The organism is Diaphorobacter sp. JS3050 (assembly GCF_013154915.1).
GTDB classification, from domain to species: domain Bacteria; phylum Pseudomonadota; class Gammaproteobacteria; order Burkholderiales; family Burkholderiaceae_C; genus Diaphorobacter; species Diaphorobacter nitroreducens.
Map to the genome: position 1 here is coordinate 2,065,289 of NZ_CP053553.1, position 13,866 is coordinate 2,079,154.

The following is a 13,866-nucleotide window of genomic DNA, read 5'->3' on the forward strand; positions in this document are numbered from 1 at the left end:
GTAGCAGGTCTGCCTGCAATGCGTTGGCCTGCTCTACCTGAGCTTGTGCTTGACCGATGGACGCTTCTTGCCTTGGATGGGCGGGCACGGGTGATGCCTTTTTTATCGGTCGTGGACCCACATCCGAATGGCGCTCGCTCACTTGGCGAGCTCATCGAGGATCGGACAAACTGGCCGTTCATTTCCATGACAGGACGTGACCAAGACCTCGATCGTGTGCTTCATCGAAACCATCTGGCTCACGCGATGCTCCAGGTTGGCAATGTGGGCTAGAGCGATGCGCCTGACATCGGCGTTCGCCCGGTGACGGTTCTGCCAGAGCTTGAGCAACTCGGTGATCTCATTCATGCCAAAGCCGAGGTTTCGCGCACGGCCAATGAAGCGCAGCGTATGGACTTCGTTGTCCCCGTACAGTCGGTAGCCGGCCTCTGTGCGTGCCACTGGGGGCAGCAACCCCATGGACTCGTAATAACGGATCATCTTGGCCGTCACGCCAGAGCGTGTGGCCGCCTGTCCTATGTTGAACCGCTGCGCAATCACCGGCGCGGGCATATGGTGATGGCGGGCTCCCGTCGACTTGCCGGCAGCCTGTTCTTGCCGTGGTGCGGTGTTGTACATCATGGTCGGTCTCCTTTCCTGCGGCGCAGCGTCAAGGCGTTGGCGACCACGCTGACACTGCTGAACGCCATGGCCGCTCTGGCGACGACCAAGCTCAGCGGCCGCTCTTGGCGTCAAGGGAGTCGCCACCACGTCACAGCGTTGATTGCAGTCTCCACCTTGTCACGATGGAAAAGTCAAAGGTGTCGACCAAAATTCCATGATTTAAAAGTGGGGATCCTTCGAATCGCTTGACATTGCCACGGTTGGATGCCTCACAGTGAAGGCGTTGATCCTACTTTCAAGGAGCCGCCATCATGAAGGCGTTCGGTCTTCGGCCTATGACCTGCAGCCGCTGCGTCAACGCGGTGACCACGGCCCTCAATTCAGCCGATCCAGGTGCCAAGGTCGAGGTGGATTTGCCCAATCACAAGGCGCTGCTGGCGCGGTGGTCGAGACAAACGCGTGCACGATGTCCCGGCTTGCGGAGTCGGTGCCAAGACCTGAGTGATCGGAAGCCAGTCGCGCCAGTGCTTTCTGCGGTCTGGTCGTACTTGGTCTTTCCAGGGTGCCTATGTTGGCTTGCGCGACGGGAAACTGTTCATCGTGCCGATGCATCAAATTGCCATGATGGCGACCTCAGCCTTCAGTCATTTGATCTATCGAATGCCGAACTATGAAAGACAGCGAGGAAATCATGAACTTCAAGTATGTCGTTGCAATTGTCCCGTCAGAGGCTGTGGAGTCCCTGGAAAGGCAACTCAGGAGCATGGGTGTTGGAGGTATCACGCTTACCAGAGTCAAGGGCTTTGGCGAATACAAGAATTTCTTTACCAGTGACTGGCTCAGCGAACACACCAAGATTGAGATCTTCACGGAGGAATCGAAAGTGGAGGTGCTTCTCAAGGCCTTGATGGAGACCGCTCGTTCCGATGTTCCTGGGGCGGGAATCGCAGTGGTTATGCCCGTGGAAAAGTTACTCCATCTTCGTACCGGAGCAGAAGTTTTACCTGACCCATCGGTCTAACGATACCTCTGCGAGACCCCTAATTTCAAAGGAGAGCAACATGAAATGCGATTCAAAAATGTTGGTGAAGATGGCTGTCTGGCTAGGCCTTGGCCTGGCGGTCGCCTACTTCGCAATACCAGCGGCCCACGCGTTCATTCTGGCCAGCGCCCCTTTCTTGGTGGCACTCATCTGCCCGGTGGCGATGCTCTTCATGATGAAGGGCATGAATGGCAACCAGAAGAATGAGAGCGCCAAGCCCGGCGAAAGCAAGGCGGAATCCGGGGTCCGCGATGGCGATCCGGACAAGGCCTAGCGAGCAATGCCAGAACGCCCTGCATTCACCAGCAGTCTGCAGCACACTCCATCCACCCTTGTTCCAGGCGAGGCCTGCAAATGTCATGCACAGCAATCCTTCCAGACCCCGCACGTCGCCTGTGGCTCACGGCGGCGACTGCGGCTGGCGGTGCGGGTATCGTCGCGACAAGCGTGCCCTTCGTGGCCTCCATGGCCCCAAGCGAACGAGCGCGCGCATTCGGTGCGCCTGTAGAGGCCGACGTTGGGTCCATCAAGCCCGGCGAACTACGGACCGTGGAGTGGCGCGGCAAGCCGGTGTGGGTGCTGCGCCGTACTACGGGCATGCTCGAGTCCTTGCGCAGCCACGACGACTTGCTCAGTGACCCGCATTCGAGCCGTCGTGGGCAGCAGCCTGACTACGCCCGCAACGATCTGCGTTCGGTCAAGCCGGACATCGCCGTGCTGGTGGCGATCTGCACCCACCTGGGTTGTATCCCGTCCTTCAGGCCAGAACCGGGTACCGCCGACATAGGGGCGTCATGGCCGGGCGGCTTCTATTGCCCATGCCATGGATCGAAGTTCGATCTCGCGGGCCGGGTTTTCAAGAACGTACCCGCTCCCAGCAACCTCGAAGTGCCCCCGCACCACTATTCTGGAGAATCGGCACTGCACATCGGCGTGGGACCCAGGGCCTGATTCTCAACCAGGTGACGCCCATACGTTCATGCACTTTCCCAACCATCACGAGGGATAGCCATGCGCCACAAACAACGACCTCTCCATGCCTTGACGCTCGCATTGGCGCTTGGCATCCTCGCGGCGTCCCCGGTTCACGCTGGCGAGCCTGTCACACTGATGCATGTCCACGGGCTGTCCTACAGCGCTGACGGCAAACAGCTTCTGATCCCCAGTCACCATGGCTTGGCCGTCTTCGAGGATGGACGCTGGTCCAAGGCTGCGGGGCCGACGCACGACTACATGGGGTACTCTGCCACGCGCGACGCGTTGTACAGCAGCGGGCACCCGGCACCAGGTTCCGGACTGACCAATCCCTTTGGCCTGATCAAGAGCCGGGACGGCGGAAAGACTTGGCAGCAGCTTGGGCTTACGGGTGAGTCGGATTTCCATACGCTGGCGACCAGCTATGCAACCAACGCGGTGTACGTGCTCAACCACCAGCCGAACTCCCGCATGAGTCAGGCGGGCATCTACTACACGCTAAACGACGGCCTGAAGTGGACGCGCGCCGCTGCCAAGGGGTTAGGGTCCAAGCTCAACAGCCTGGCTGTGCATCCCACGGACGCCAAAGTCGTTGCGGCCGGCATGGACGACGGGCTGTATCTGTCCCGGAACTCGGCCGAGAGCTTCGAGCGGTTGGTCGGCGACAAGCAGGTACTCGCCGCGAGCTTCGATCTGGACGGGCAGCATCTGTGGTTTGGCAGCTATGCAGGCAAGGCGGCGCTGGCGAGGATCACATTGAAGGCCGGCTCCAAAGCCGAAGAGGTCCCGATCCCGGCACTGACGCAGGATGCTGTGGCATACATCGCGCAGAACCCTGCCCGACGGGCCGAGATCGCCATCGCGACCTTCAAGCGGAGTGTTTTTGTCAGCAAGGACCAGGGGCGCACCTGGACGCAGATCGCGAAGGAAGGAGTGACCCATGAGTGACTCGAGCGGCGGCGTACTTAAGATCGTTGTGATCGTGCTCGCGGTCATCGGAGGCATTGCCATCCTGGGTGTGATCGGCATGGTCGTGATGCATTTCGGCATGATGGGTCGGATGGGCGGTTGGTAGGCGCAGCCGCCGCACTTGAACCCGATCGGAGACTTCCCGCATGAATCAACAAAGACGCCGCATCCTGATGCATTCCGCGACAGCTGTGGCTGTCGCCGCGCTCGGCCTGCCAGAGGTCAGCGCAAGAGCCGGCGGCGAGGAGCCCGCCGCGGCCAACATCGACGTCCACATCGAACTGCACGCGATGCAGGACAGTGTCGCCATCCGCCCGGGGGCACAGACGCAGGTGTGGCGTTACCAGGGCAAGCTGCTGCGCGGCGATGCGAACACGCTTGACGCATCGGCCGGCACTTACCTGGGGCCCATCATCCGCGTGCACCGGGGTCAGCGCGTGCGCATCGACTTGATCAACGAGTTGCCGGAGTCGACCATCATTCATTGGCACGGGCTGCACGTGCCGGAACCCATGGATGGCCATCCGCGCTACGCGATCGCGCCGGGCGCGCGCTACGTCTACGAGTTCACGGTCGTGAACCGGGCCGGCAGCTACTGGTTTCACCCGCACCCCCATGGCCGGACGGGCAAGCAGGTCTACTTCGGCCTGGCAGGCCTGTTCCTGGTCAGCGATGACGAGGAAGCGGCCCTGGAACTTCCCACGGGTTCTTATGACCTCCCGCTGGTCCTGCAGGACCGGACATTCGACGACGACAACCAATTTGTCTACCTGTCGCAGAGCCCGGCCGGCGCGGCCGCGGAGAGCTCGCAAGACCACGGGATGATGGGTGGCGGCGGCATGGGCGGCATGACGGACCGCGGCATGATGGGCGGCATGGGGCAAATGATGGCCCGCATGATGGGCGTGTTCGGAGACCAGATCCTCGTCAATGGCCGCCCCGATGCGAGCATGGCGGTCGAGCGCGACGCCTATCGCCTGCGCTTGTTCAATGCCTCGAACGCGCGCATCTACAAGCTGGCCTGGCATGACGGCTCGCCGCTGACGGTTATCGGGACCGATGGCGGCTTGCTGGCCGCGCCGCTGCAGCGCGACTACGTCATGCTGGCGCCGGCCGAGCGCGTCGACCTGTGGGTGGATTTCGGCCGCTGGCTGGCCGGCACCGAACTGACGCTGCAGAGTCTCGCCTTCGAGGGTGGGATGGCCATGAATGGAATGATGGGCGGCATGATGGACGAATCGGCGTTGCCCGATGGCGCACCGTTCCCTGTTCTCAAGCTGCAGATCCAGCATGGCAGGTATGACAAGCCGACGTTGCCGCCGCAGCGCCTGTCCCAGCTGCCGCGGCCAGAGCCGCGCGTTGCCGTCAACTTCAACCACCCCAAGGTGTTCAACCTCACCATGGGCATGATGACCTGGGGCATCAACGGCCACAGCTTCGACATGCTCGGCGTGAGCCCGCTGGAGACCGTCAAGCTCGGCACCCACGAGGTCTGGGAGTTTCGCAATGACGGGCAAACTGGAATGATGGGCATGGCGATGGCGCACGCGATGCACGTGCACGGGCTGCAGTTCCGGGTGATCGGGCGCTCCGTGGCTGCCGCGTTCTCGCGCCAGCAAGGCACGGTCAAGGCCGGCCTGCTCGACGAAGGCTGGAAAGACACGGTGCTGGTGATGCCCGGAGAGCGCGTGCGCATTCTGCTCGGCTTCAAGGACTACCCGGGGCTGTTCCTCTACCACTGTCACATGCTGGAGCATGAGGACTCCGGTCTGATGCGCAACTACCTCGTCCAGGCGTAGAGGCTGTGTGTGTCGCCCACTTGAATCGACTGGCCACCAGCCCTGCTGGGACCAGCTCAAGGACATCGAGTCGCACATCGATGAATTCCGGGCTCTCGGTGTCGATTCTCTGGTAAGCATCAGCACCGACCCGATCGACGCCCTGAAGGAGAAGGTAAGCAACGAGCGGTTGGCCACTCCCGTGCTTTCGGATCCCGATCTGAGCGTGTCGCGCGCCTACGACGCGAACAGCTACGGCATGATGGGCAAAAGCCACGACGGCCACACGTTCATCCTGCTCGATAAGGACGGAACAATCCTCTGGCGCGCGGACTATGGCGGCGCGCCTAAGTACACCATGTACGTTACCGTCAGGAATCTGGTCGCGGACCTGCGCCAAGGATTGCGAAAGGCACCATAGACATGATCCTGACAAAAAAATAATCCTCTGATCATCTCCTTGTCAGGAATGAAACGAATAATGAATAAGCAATACATGCAATCGACTTCGAGGGATTGATCCATGGAATTGCGACACCTTCGTTACTTTGTAGCCTTGGCGGAAGAGTTGCATTTCACGCGGGCCGCCGAGCGCCTGCATATCGAGCAGCCTCCGCTGTCCCGAGCCATTAAAGAACTTGAGGATGAATTGGGGGTGGTGCTCTTCGATCGAAATCGAAGAGGAACCCTGCTGACCTCCGCGGGTGTCGCCTTCCTGCAGGACGTTCGCAGATTGTTCACTGTCTTGGAGCAAGCGCGGGAGAATGTCAAAGCGGTAGCAGCAGGCTCGCAAGGGAGGCTGCGCATCGCCGTATCCGACGGCGCGATTGATCCTCGGCTGTCGGCGTTCCTTGCCCGTTGCCGCGAGGAAGAACCAGAAATCGAGATACGCCTGTCTGAAGTGCCGTTGGCCGAGCAGGTGCGCGGACTGCGATCAGGCGACTTCACCATCGGATTCTCACACGCCGCCGACGTGGGCGAAGGCATAGTGTCCGAACCGATCTGGCAGGACCCACTGGTGGTCGCCATGCCTCCCCGGCACCCGCTGCTGTCGCACAAGAAGGTTCCTCTGCATGAACTCGCGTGCCATCCTCTGGTGCTATGTGACCCGCAGGTATGCGAAGGCTACTGCCGCGAGCTGGCCCGGCTGTTGCGGCCGCTGGAGCGCGAGCCCAATGTCGCCGAGCATGTGACTTCGCTGGACATGATGCTCACCCTGGTTGGCGCAGGCTATGGTGTCGGCTTCACCACGGCGGCCAGGATCGCGGTCAGCCAGCGTCCAGACGTGGTAATCCGTCCCTTGGCCGTTGATTCAGCGGTTATCACCACCTACCTGCTTCGGCCCGACAGCGACGACTTGTCGGAGTCGCTGGAGCGATTTATCGTTCGCCTGCGCGCGCACTCAGGCGACTGCTGCTGAGGCCCTCCAGGAGGGTCAGCTCACGTATCGATTTTAGTACGGAGGTTTTGCTCTGTTGCTGCCATCAGTTCGGCCGCACTGAGCCTGAGCGCCACGGAAATTCTCAGTATCAGGGGGAGCGTGGGCACATGCTCTCCACGCTCGATCTTGCCCATATGTGAGCGCGAGATATCCGCCATGGCCGCGAACTCGTCCTGAGCGATGCCTTGAGCCATGCGTGCGTCGCGCACAGCCCGCCCGAACGCCAAGGCCGGCTCGGCTTCATAGGTAGTCGTGCCAGGAGGTCGGCCGGGTTGAACAGTACGCTTCTGCATCAATAGAAGCGTCCTTCAATCCATCAAGATTAACCACGTTAAAGTTCACTCTTGACTTATGATGTTGGCTCACCTTTCCGATCTAATGTCGTTTTCCGTTAAAGACCGGAATCTTCCCGTTGAAGGCGGAATCGCCCGTTGAATTCTGGAATGAGAAGGTGAGGAGCCGGGGATGCCAGATGAGTGTCGAGCTAGGATTTTCGCTTTGATGAGAAGGGGTTGCCCAGCCCTTGGAGGTGTGAAAGCTGATGCGATGCGCCCAGGTAAGCCACCCAACTGGCCCTCCGGTCAGTTCAGCTTTAACGGAAATTTCGACCCCATTCCGGGATTTAACGGAAATTGGGAAATCAGCGAAAGCAAGGATTGGCGCGGCTTTACGTGCTTCGCCATTCCGGCTTTTAACAGAAAACGATAAATTCTCTTCTTGGGGGCTCTTATGCACGACGCCACCAGCCCGCCTCCCCGTCTCAGGCTTGCGGTAGCGCCGGGCGTACCGTCATCACAACTTTCGGCGCTTCTCGCACGGCAACGCGCGGAAGAACCAGACGTCACACTCACGTTTTTTGAGGTTGCAGGCGACGATCTGCTTGAGGGACTTCGTGAAGGCTGCTACGACGTAGGGATTTCGCTTCAGCGGTTCAGCGATCCGACCCTCAGAACGCAACCCTTGTGGACCGAGAACATGGCCGTTGCCATGCCGCCGCGGTCTCACTTACTTGACAAGGCGAAGCTCACCATCGCCGATCTCCAGGATTACCCCATTTATCGCTGGCAGGCCGAGGCTTGCCCCCTGCTGGATGAGAGGTTGGCCTCCCTCATGCCTCTGGACCAAGAGAACATCCAGCGGGTGACTTCATTCGAGATGATGGCGCTATGGGTTGCGGCCGGCTACGGCGTCGGGGTATCCGCCCAATCGCGCATCGAACATGGTCATGGATGGGGGATCACTATGCGACCGCTTGCTGACGGCCCCTACGAAATCGTGACGCACCTGCAGCGGCCCAGCGGACGAGCAGACCCGGTGGCTGAGCGGTTCGAGCGCAGAGCGCTACAGATTGCAGCCACTGCCGCAGGCTAGTCTCTCCTGGCTTGTTGGCTGACGCATGGTGCGCCCGCGTCACACAAACCCCAGCGGCCGCACAGGCGAAGTGCCCGGGCTCAGCAGGCGGTGCGGAACCTACTGCGGTATTCGGCCGGCGTGGTGTTCAGCTTCCTGCGAATGGCGCGGTTGAGCGTGTCGGTGGTGTTGAAGCCGCAGGCCGTGGCGATGCGGTCGAGCGGCTCATCGGTGGTCTCCAGCCGGTTGCGCGCCATCTCCACGCGCACCGATTCGATGTAGGCGGCCGGCGTCATGTTCAGCTCGGTCTTGAAGATGGGAGTCAGCTGACGTACGTCTGCTCGGCTACCGTGCTGCAATGGATAGGTATGACAGCGAAAAGGTCTCAGCGCGAGCGAATGGACCGTCAGCCGCTTAAGAAATCATCTCACTGGCTTTCCGTGCTTGTCAGTGGGCCACAGTAGACGCTGCTATGTCATCGAGGGCGGGCAAATGGTACAATTGCTGGCCCTAATCTGGCAACTGAACCCGAAAAACCTGTTGTTAATCAATGGGTTGGATGCTTAGAGTAGTTCCCATCGCCCGCTCCACTGCATCATTCTGCGGACTTCCGCAGAAGTCCAAGAGAGTCTGCAAGTCGTTGCCACACAAGGACTTTTCCTCTCTTTGACGTTCTGCCGCGGTCCACTGCGATCCGCCTACAGCCGGGACTTTTAAGTCCACAAACAAGTCCATTTTTGCGGGCGCGGCTGATTCCGGATTGTTGATGGAGGGGCGAGGTCGACGTGACCAGCATCTGGTTCCTGACTCATGTTCAGGAGCAAGAGCATGGCACTCTCAGACCTGGCCGTTCGACAGGCCAAGGCAACTGGCAAGGCATACACCCTCCCTGACTTGGATGGCCTCTCCCTGGCCGTCACGGCTGCAGGGGGCCGGACTTGGCACTTCCGCTACTACTGGGCGGGCAAGCAGAAGCGGATGTCGCTCGGCACCTACCCAGAGGTGACGCTTCGCGAGGCCCGCAGCCTGCGCGACGAAGCGCGCGCCCTGCTGGCCAAAGGCACCAATCCTCGCGTTCACCGCAAGCAGAAGCGCACCGCTGTCCGGCTCGCCGACGAAAACACCTTCGAGGCGGTGTATCGCAAGTGGCTCAAGCATCGCGGGCTCAGCCTCAAGGAAGGCCGGCAGACGACCCTCTCGATACTTCCGCGCATTTTCGACAAGGATGTGCTGCCCGCCTTGGGCAAGCGGTCGGTCTATGAGATCAAGCGTCCCGACCTTTTGGAGGTGATCGCCAAGATCGAGAAGCGCAAGGCGCTCTCCGTTGCCGAGAAAGTCAGGACGTGGTTCAACCAACTGTTCCGCTACGCGCTGGTGATCGTGCCGGGCCTGGAGCAGAACCCCGCCTCCGATCTCGATGTGGTAGCGCTGCCGCTGCCACCCGTCAACCACAACCCGTTCCTGCGCATGGCCGAGCTGCCGAAGCTGTTGCAGCGGCTGCGCAGCTATCGCGGCAGGCGGCAGACCCAGCTCGGGCTGCGGCTATTGCTGCTGACCGGCGTGCGAACCGGCGAGCTGCGACAGGCGATGCCGGATCAATTCGATCTGGACCGTGGGCTGTGGATCATCCCGCCCGACGTCGTGAAGCAACTCCAATTGGATATGCGCAAGAAGCGGCAGCAGGCGAAGGACATCCCGCCCTACATCGTGCCGCTGTCGGTTCAGGCCATGGAGATCGTCCGGCACCTGCTCGATGAGTTCAAGCCGGCCCAGCGTCACCTGTTCCGGCACGACAGCGACTTGAAGAAGCGCATCAGCGAGAACACGCTCAATGGTGCCCTCAAGCGCATGGGCTATCAGGAACGCCTGACGGGACACGGCATCCGCGGCACGATGTCCACTGCGCTCAACGAGATTGGCTACCCGAAGGTCTGGGTGGATGCACAGCTCTCGCATGTCGATCCCAACAAGGTCAGCGCGACCTACAACCATGCCGAGTACGTGGAGCAGCGTCGCCGCATGATGCAGGACTGGGCCGATCGGCTCGACCTCTTCGAGCAGAACCAGGTCGAGGCGGCCAGCATGCCGCTCACCGTGCATCTGGAAGGCGTGCCCGCGTTCCCGAATGGGCAAACCGCAAGCGTACCCTCCACGCCGGTTGCCGCTTCGCCAATCCTGCTCGTGACGAAGCCGGGTGACGCCATGCCGTTGGTTTCTGCCGCCACACATCGGCTGCCGGCGGTTCCGCCCCCTCGATCAGCCGCGCCGCTGGTGCCCTCGGACATTCAGCGCGAGAGGATGGAGCTGTTCGATGTCTTCGAAGCGCCGCACAACCTTCCCGTCGCTGCGTTTGCCAAGATGGCGGGCAAATCCCGCAGGTGGATCAGCTACGAGATCAAGGCGGGCAACTTGCTGGCGTTGAACGTAGGCAACCGCGGCCAGCGCGTGCCGGACTGGCACCTCGACCCACTCAAGCACGAGCTGATCCAGTCCGTCCTGAAGCTGACCAGGGGTGCGGACCCTTGGCAGATCTACCATGCACTACTGCAACCGCGCTCGATGCTGCGGGGGTGTTCGGCACTGGAGGGCGTGACGGCCAGCAATCTCGACAAGCTCGTCATGGCAGTGAGCACAGCCGTGAAGGAAAGCGAATGGACCCCGCTGCGAGTCGGAGTCGCCTAGCAGCAGGAATGCGGGATCGTGGCGGAACCGCGATCCCCGCGCGTCTGTCAGGACACCAAGCGCGCGCGGCGGGCGAATCTTGCCTGGGTGTCCGACAAGGAAGCATCGCGGCGGAGCAGGTAAGCCATCACGATCGTTGGTGCGCCGGCCAGCGGCCGCACGGCGACGCCTCGGCGTAGGTAGCTCGCCAGTCTCGCGGCAGGCGCAATGGCGATCCCGTACCCGGCGGCAACCAACGTCATCGCCACATCGAATGTCTCCACCGCTTGCTCTCGCTCCTGCAGCGCGTTCTCGAACACACGCTGCACGGTCATGCGCCATGGTTCATCGGCCGTGGACTGCGAGCAGATCAAGGGCTGCTTGAGCACTTCACCGCACGGCACTTCACGGTAGGCCAGCAGGTGGGAGCGCTTGGCCACGGCGACCGCCAGCGTGTCATGCCACAGCGGTTCGCATACCCAGCCAGGCCACTGCCGGGAAACCGCAGACAAGGCGAAGTCGAAGCCGTCGTCCGGCAGCTCCGCGCCTCGACCGGGATCTGTCCAGCCGGCCAGGACGGCATGAGTCTCCGGCTCTTCGGCACGCTGCAGGGCGAGCACGTCGGCGAGCTGGGGAGGCACCCATTCGCCGAGGACGGCCATGCGAATTTCGGCGGTGATGTCACTCGATTCCACGTCCAGCTCCCCCAGGCGGTGAACTCGTGGCAACTGATCTCGAAGCCGTTGGATGAGTTAAGTTTAACGTGGTTTAAATCGTGACCGTGTTCGACGCTCTTGGCAATGCCAAAGCGTTCGATCCAAAGGGGCCGCCCCACCGGCACCACTACCTACGAAGCGGAACCAGCCATCGCGTTTGGGGCTGCCGTGCGGGAAGAAAGAACCAACCAGGGCATCGCTCAGGAAACGCTGGCCCACATGGCCGGCATCGAACGGTCGCACATGGGCAAGATCGAGCGCGGCGAGCATGTCCCCACGCTCCCTCTCATCCTCAAGATTGCCCGTGCGCTGAAATGCAGTTCCGCCCACTTGATGACTCTGACCGAAGCCAAGCTGGCAGAGTCGGCCCCATCCGCGGATTGAAGCCGGCCCGCACAGCGGCCGCATGCCTACGCCTGATCGTCGTCCTTGCCCCCAAGGGCTGAATCTTCGCGCTTTGCGGCCTCGTTGAGGAGCCGCAGGTATGGGTTGTCTGGCGGCGTCTCCTGGAACAGCGCATCCGGGCTGACGAGCAGGTAGCCGTGCAGCCGGCGCGACTTGCGCGGCCCCGTGACTTCGCAGGTCCAGATGTTCAGCCCGCTCGGCTGCTTGCGGTGCTGTCCCAGCTTCTCGAAGCGCTTCTGTACCCACTGCCACCCCTCCAGCTTCTCCTGCTTGGCCAGCGCGGCGACTTGAAGGTACTCCTGCGCGTAGCGCTGGAACACGCCGGGGCTGACGAGGTAGGTCGTACCGGCGACGGTGTGCACCAGGGCCTTGGCGTCGTTGATGATGAGCTTGCGCGTCTGGATGCTCTGACGCAGCCAGGCCATGAAGTGCGCCCCGGAGGGCTGCGCGCGATCCTGGGCAGGCGCGAGGCTCATCTGCGACGGGGGCACGGTCGATGGGGCCGGCTCGGACTCGGCAACAGGGCAACTCGGGGTCTCCGGCGCGGTGGGTGGAGCGGTGTCGCCCAGCAGGTCGAGCAGCGCGGCCACGCCGGTGTCCATGGCTGCGGATGCGATCGGCGCCGCGCTCGCGGGTGCAGCTTCGGTGCCTTTCACGCGCGGCCCATCGGCCACCGCCGGCGCCTGCGGCTCCGCCTGTTCCTCTTCGACCTGCACACGGCCTGCGAACGGCGCCGGCCGGTCGGCGGCATCCCAGATCATCGCCGGCGAGAGCTTCAGGAAGGTGAAGGCGTGCGACCAGCCGGCGTCGCTGGTGACGGTAGCCTTCCAGATCGCCTTGCCATCCGGCGTCGGTTGCACGATGCCGTGATCCTGCAGCACGTTGAACACCGCCGTATTGTTTGCCGGGATGCCGTCGATGCCCTGCGACAGCAGATGTGCGCGCAGCTTGTCGGAGACGGTCTTGCTCACCAGCCACAAGGCGTCTTGGGTCAGCCAACCGTCCGCCGGGCCGGCCTGGTTCAACTTGAACGCTTCCTTGAGCAGGTAGCGCAAGCCGTCGAGCAATTTGCGTTGCAGCGCATGCTTGGGCGCCGCCAGCGCCTTGCTGGGATCGCCGCCGAGTTCCTGGGCGACCGATGCCTGGTCGGCCTGCACGACCAACTCGCCGAGCGTGCCGGCGTGCTCGTACTGGCCGGCCAGCACGTAGAGCAGCGCGGCCCAGAGGTCGGGATAGCCACTGAGCCAGTCGAAGATGTCGCGATCGAGAAGGCGCGTGTAGAGCAGCCCGGTGGCGGCGCTGTGCAGGCGGTACTCACGCTCCTTACGGTAACGAAAGCGGTAGGGCTTTCGCAGCGGGCCGTGCCAGGGATGCCAGACGCTGCCGTCGGCATGCTCGACGTGCAGATCGACCGCAATCTTGCCGATGTCGTGCAGCAGGGCCGCGTAGGCCGTGCCTGCGGTCCAGGCTTCGGCCTGGGCCGCCTGTGCCTCCGGCGTGACGCCCGCAGGCAGCAGGTATGACTGCCGCAGTTTCAGCGCATAGGCGACGATCTCCAGGCCGTGGTCCAGCATGCCGCCCGGATAGGCGTGGTGGTGGTTCTCGGAGGCCGGGAACTGCTGGACCAGCTCGGCGTAGCGCTCCAGTGGGGCGAGGTAGAGCGTGGCGAACTGTCGGCGCGAGAGCGATGTGCGCTGCCAGATGTGTTCCAGCAGCTTCTGCCGACGCGGCGTGGCCAGCAGCGATGCGGCCGACTCCGGCCGCATCAACCCTTTCGGAGTTTCGATGGCGGATGTGGGCGGTGTGCCGGCGGTGGGTGGCACCCGTTTGCGCTGGAACAGCGAGAGCATGGCGAACCCCGGATGACGGGCTGCTCGGGGGCGCCTTTTGGCCTTTTCAGGATAGGGCCTTTCCCCTTGGCGCCCT

At 62.3% G+C, this 13,866-nt stretch carries 16 protein-coding genes and 1 pseudogene; 11 read left to right on the forward strand and 6 right to left on the reverse strand.

Annotation, left to right across the window (positions count from 1 at the left end):
- Window positions 1-138 precede the first annotated feature (138 nt).
- Both cueR and HND92_RS19575 read right to left on the reverse strand, forming a co-directional pair.
- Window positions 139-552, reverse strand: a complete 414-nt coding sequence (gene cueR / locus HND92_RS09975) for a Cu(I)-responsive transcriptional regulator (RefSeq protein ID WP_172209251.1) — start codon at window positions 550-552, stop codon at window positions 139-141.
- Between the two features lie 65 nt (window positions 553-617).
- Window positions 618-701 (reverse strand): annotated as a pseudogene (locus HND92_RS19575) (cation-transporting P-type ATPase); the annotation flags it as partial.
- A gap of 593 nt (window positions 702-1,294) precedes the next feature.
- On the opposite strand from HND92_RS19575, the gene HND92_RS09980 reads away from it, so the two are divergent.
- From HND92_RS09980 to HND92_RS10010, 8 genes are all read left to right on the forward strand, one after another.
- A complete protein-coding gene (locus HND92_RS09980; RefSeq protein ID WP_172206884.1) occupies window positions 1,295-1,624 on the forward strand; it encodes a P-II family nitrogen regulator in 330 nt (109 codons plus the stop codon).
- A 40-nt stretch (window positions 1,625-1,664) separates the two neighbouring features.
- Window positions 1,665-1,919 carry a DUF2933 domain-containing protein gene (locus tag HND92_RS09985; RefSeq protein WP_172206885.1) on the forward strand — a complete coding sequence of 85 codons (255 nt, stop codon included), beginning with the start codon at window positions 1,665-1,667 and terminating at the stop codon, window positions 1,917-1,919.
- A gap of 80 nt (window positions 1,920-1,999) precedes the next feature.
- The gene (petA, locus tag HND92_RS09990) at window positions 2,000-2,596 is read left to right on the forward strand and encodes a ubiquinol-cytochrome c reductase iron-sulfur subunit (RefSeq protein WP_172206886.1); all 597 of its coding nucleotides are present in this window, start codon (window positions 2,000-2,002) and stop codon (window positions 2,594-2,596) included.
- Between the two features lie 60 nt (window positions 2,597-2,656).
- Window positions 2,657-3,568 (forward strand): F510_1955 family glycosylhydrolase, encoded by a 912-nt coding sequence (locus HND92_RS09995; protein WP_172206887.1) that lies wholly within the window; start codon window positions 2,657-2,659, stop codon window positions 3,566-3,568.
- Window positions 3,561-3,695, forward strand: coding sequence for a hypothetical protein (locus tag HND92_RS19500; protein ID WP_256376568.1), 135 nt, complete (start codon window positions 3,561-3,563; stop codon window positions 3,693-3,695). The genes HND92_RS09995 and HND92_RS19500 overlap by 8 nt, the downstream gene beginning before the upstream one ends.
- A 40-nt stretch (window positions 3,696-3,735) precedes the next feature.
- Window positions 3,736-5,388, forward strand: a complete 1,653-nt coding sequence (locus tag HND92_RS10000; RefSeq protein WP_172206888.1) for a multicopper oxidase family protein — start codon at window positions 3,736-3,738, stop codon at window positions 5,386-5,388.
- A gap of 7 nt (window positions 5,389-5,395) precedes the next feature.
- Window positions 5,396-5,788 (forward strand): peroxiredoxin, encoded by a 393-nt coding sequence (locus HND92_RS10005; protein ID WP_172206889.1) that lies wholly within the window; start codon window positions 5,396-5,398, stop codon window positions 5,786-5,788.
- Between the two features lie 102 nt (window positions 5,789-5,890).
- Window positions 5,891-6,787, forward strand: a complete 897-nt coding sequence (locus HND92_RS10010) for a LysR family transcriptional regulator (RefSeq protein ID WP_172206890.1) — start codon at window positions 5,891-5,893, stop codon at window positions 6,785-6,787.
- A 20-nt stretch (window positions 6,788-6,807) separates the two neighbouring features.
- Here HND92_RS10010 and HND92_RS10015 read toward each other — a convergent pair whose 3' ends face one another.
- Complete coding sequence (locus tag HND92_RS10015; RefSeq protein WP_172206891.1) at window positions 6,808-7,101, reverse strand: helix-turn-helix domain-containing protein; 294 nt, start codon at window positions 7,099-7,101, stop codon at window positions 6,808-6,810.
- 436 nt (window positions 7,102-7,537) lie between these two features.
- On the opposite strand from HND92_RS10015, the gene HND92_RS10020 reads away from it, so the two are divergent.
- Window positions 7,538-8,179: a substrate-binding domain-containing protein gene (locus HND92_RS10020; RefSeq protein ID WP_172206892.1), complete on the forward strand. Its 642-nt coding sequence runs from the start codon at window positions 7,538-7,540 to the stop codon at window positions 8,177-8,179.
- Between the two features lie 80 nt (window positions 8,180-8,259).
- Here HND92_RS10020 and HND92_RS10025 read toward each other — a convergent pair whose 3' ends face one another.
- On the reverse strand, window positions 8,260-8,517 hold the full coding sequence (locus HND92_RS10025; RefSeq protein ID WP_256376569.1) for a helix-turn-helix domain-containing protein: 258 nt from the start codon (window positions 8,515-8,517) through the stop codon (window positions 8,260-8,262).
- Between the two features lie 469 nt (window positions 8,518-8,986).
- Between HND92_RS10025 and HND92_RS10030 the strand changes: the two genes are divergently transcribed.
- Entirely contained in the window at window positions 8,987-10,840 is a 1,854-nt protein-coding gene (locus tag HND92_RS10030) for an integrase arm-type DNA-binding domain-containing protein (RefSeq protein WP_172206893.1), read from the forward strand.
- 47 nt (window positions 10,841-10,887) lie between these two features.
- Here HND92_RS10030 and HND92_RS10035 read toward each other — a convergent pair whose 3' ends face one another.
- Window positions 10,888-11,514, reverse strand: a complete 627-nt coding sequence (locus tag HND92_RS10035; RefSeq protein WP_018076253.1) for a LysR substrate-binding domain-containing protein — start codon at window positions 11,512-11,514, stop codon at window positions 10,888-10,890.
- Window positions 11,515-11,619: 105 nt separating this feature from the next.
- Here HND92_RS10035 and HND92_RS10040 point away from each other — a divergent pair, with 105 nt between their 5' ends.
- Entirely contained in the window at window positions 11,620-11,919 is a 300-nt protein-coding gene (locus HND92_RS10040) for a helix-turn-helix domain-containing protein (protein WP_003282197.1), read from the forward strand.
- 26 nt (window positions 11,920-11,945) lie between these two features.
- On the opposite strand, the gene mobH is transcribed toward HND92_RS10040, so the two are convergent.
- Complete coding sequence (gene mobH, locus HND92_RS10045) at window positions 11,946-13,790, reverse strand: MobH family relaxase (protein WP_172206894.1); 1,845 nt, start codon at window positions 13,788-13,790, stop codon at window positions 11,946-11,948.
- Between the last annotated feature and the right edge of the window lie 76 nt (window positions 13,791-13,866).

What these genes read in the sequence shown, in the direction of transcription:
- cueR (WP_172209251.1), bottom strand. Translation starts at nt 552, where the DNA reads ATGCCCGCGCCGGTGATTGCGCAGCGGTTCAACATAGGACAGGCGGCC.
- HND92_RS09980 (WP_172206884.1), top strand. Translation starts at nt 1,295, where the DNA reads ATGAACTTCAAGTATGTCGTTGCAATTGTCCCGTCAGAGGCTGTGGAG.
- HND92_RS09985 (WP_172206885.1), top strand. Translation starts at nt 1,665, where the DNA reads ATGAAATGCGATTCAAAAATGTTGGTGAAGATGGCTGTCTGGCTAGGC.
- petA (WP_172206886.1), top strand. Translation starts at nt 2,000, where the DNA reads ATGTCATGCACAGCAATCCTTCCAGACCCCGCACGTCGCCTGTGGCTC.
- HND92_RS09995 (WP_172206887.1), top strand. Translation starts at nt 2,657, where the DNA reads ATGCGCCACAAACAACGACCTCTCCATGCCTTGACGCTCGCATTGGCG.
- HND92_RS19500 (WP_256376568.1), top strand. Translation starts at nt 3,561, where the DNA reads ATGAGTGACTCGAGCGGCGGCGTACTTAAGATCGTTGTGATCGTGCTC.
- HND92_RS10000 (WP_172206888.1), top strand. Translation starts at nt 3,736, where the DNA reads ATGAATCAACAAAGACGCCGCATCCTGATGCATTCCGCGACAGCTGTG.
- HND92_RS10010 (WP_172206890.1), top strand. Translation starts at nt 5,891, where the DNA reads ATGGAATTGCGACACCTTCGTTACTTTGTAGCCTTGGCGGAAGAGTTG.
- HND92_RS10015 (WP_172206891.1), bottom strand. Translation starts at nt 7,101, where the DNA reads ATGCAGAAGCGTACTGTTCAACCCGGCCGACCTCCTGGCACGACTACC.
- HND92_RS10020 (WP_172206892.1), top strand. Translation starts at nt 7,538, where the DNA reads ATGCACGACGCCACCAGCCCGCCTCCCCGTCTCAGGCTTGCGGTAGCG.
- HND92_RS10030 (WP_172206893.1), top strand. Translation starts at nt 8,987, where the DNA reads ATGGCACTCTCAGACCTGGCCGTTCGACAGGCCAAGGCAACTGGCAAG.
- HND92_RS10040 (WP_003282197.1), top strand. Translation starts at nt 11,620, where the DNA reads ATGCCAAAGCGTTCGATCCAAAGGGGCCGCCCCACCGGCACCACTACC.
- mobH (WP_172206894.1), bottom strand. Translation starts at nt 13,790, where the DNA reads ATGCTCTCGCTGTTCCAGCGCAAACGGGTGCCACCCACCGCCGGCACA.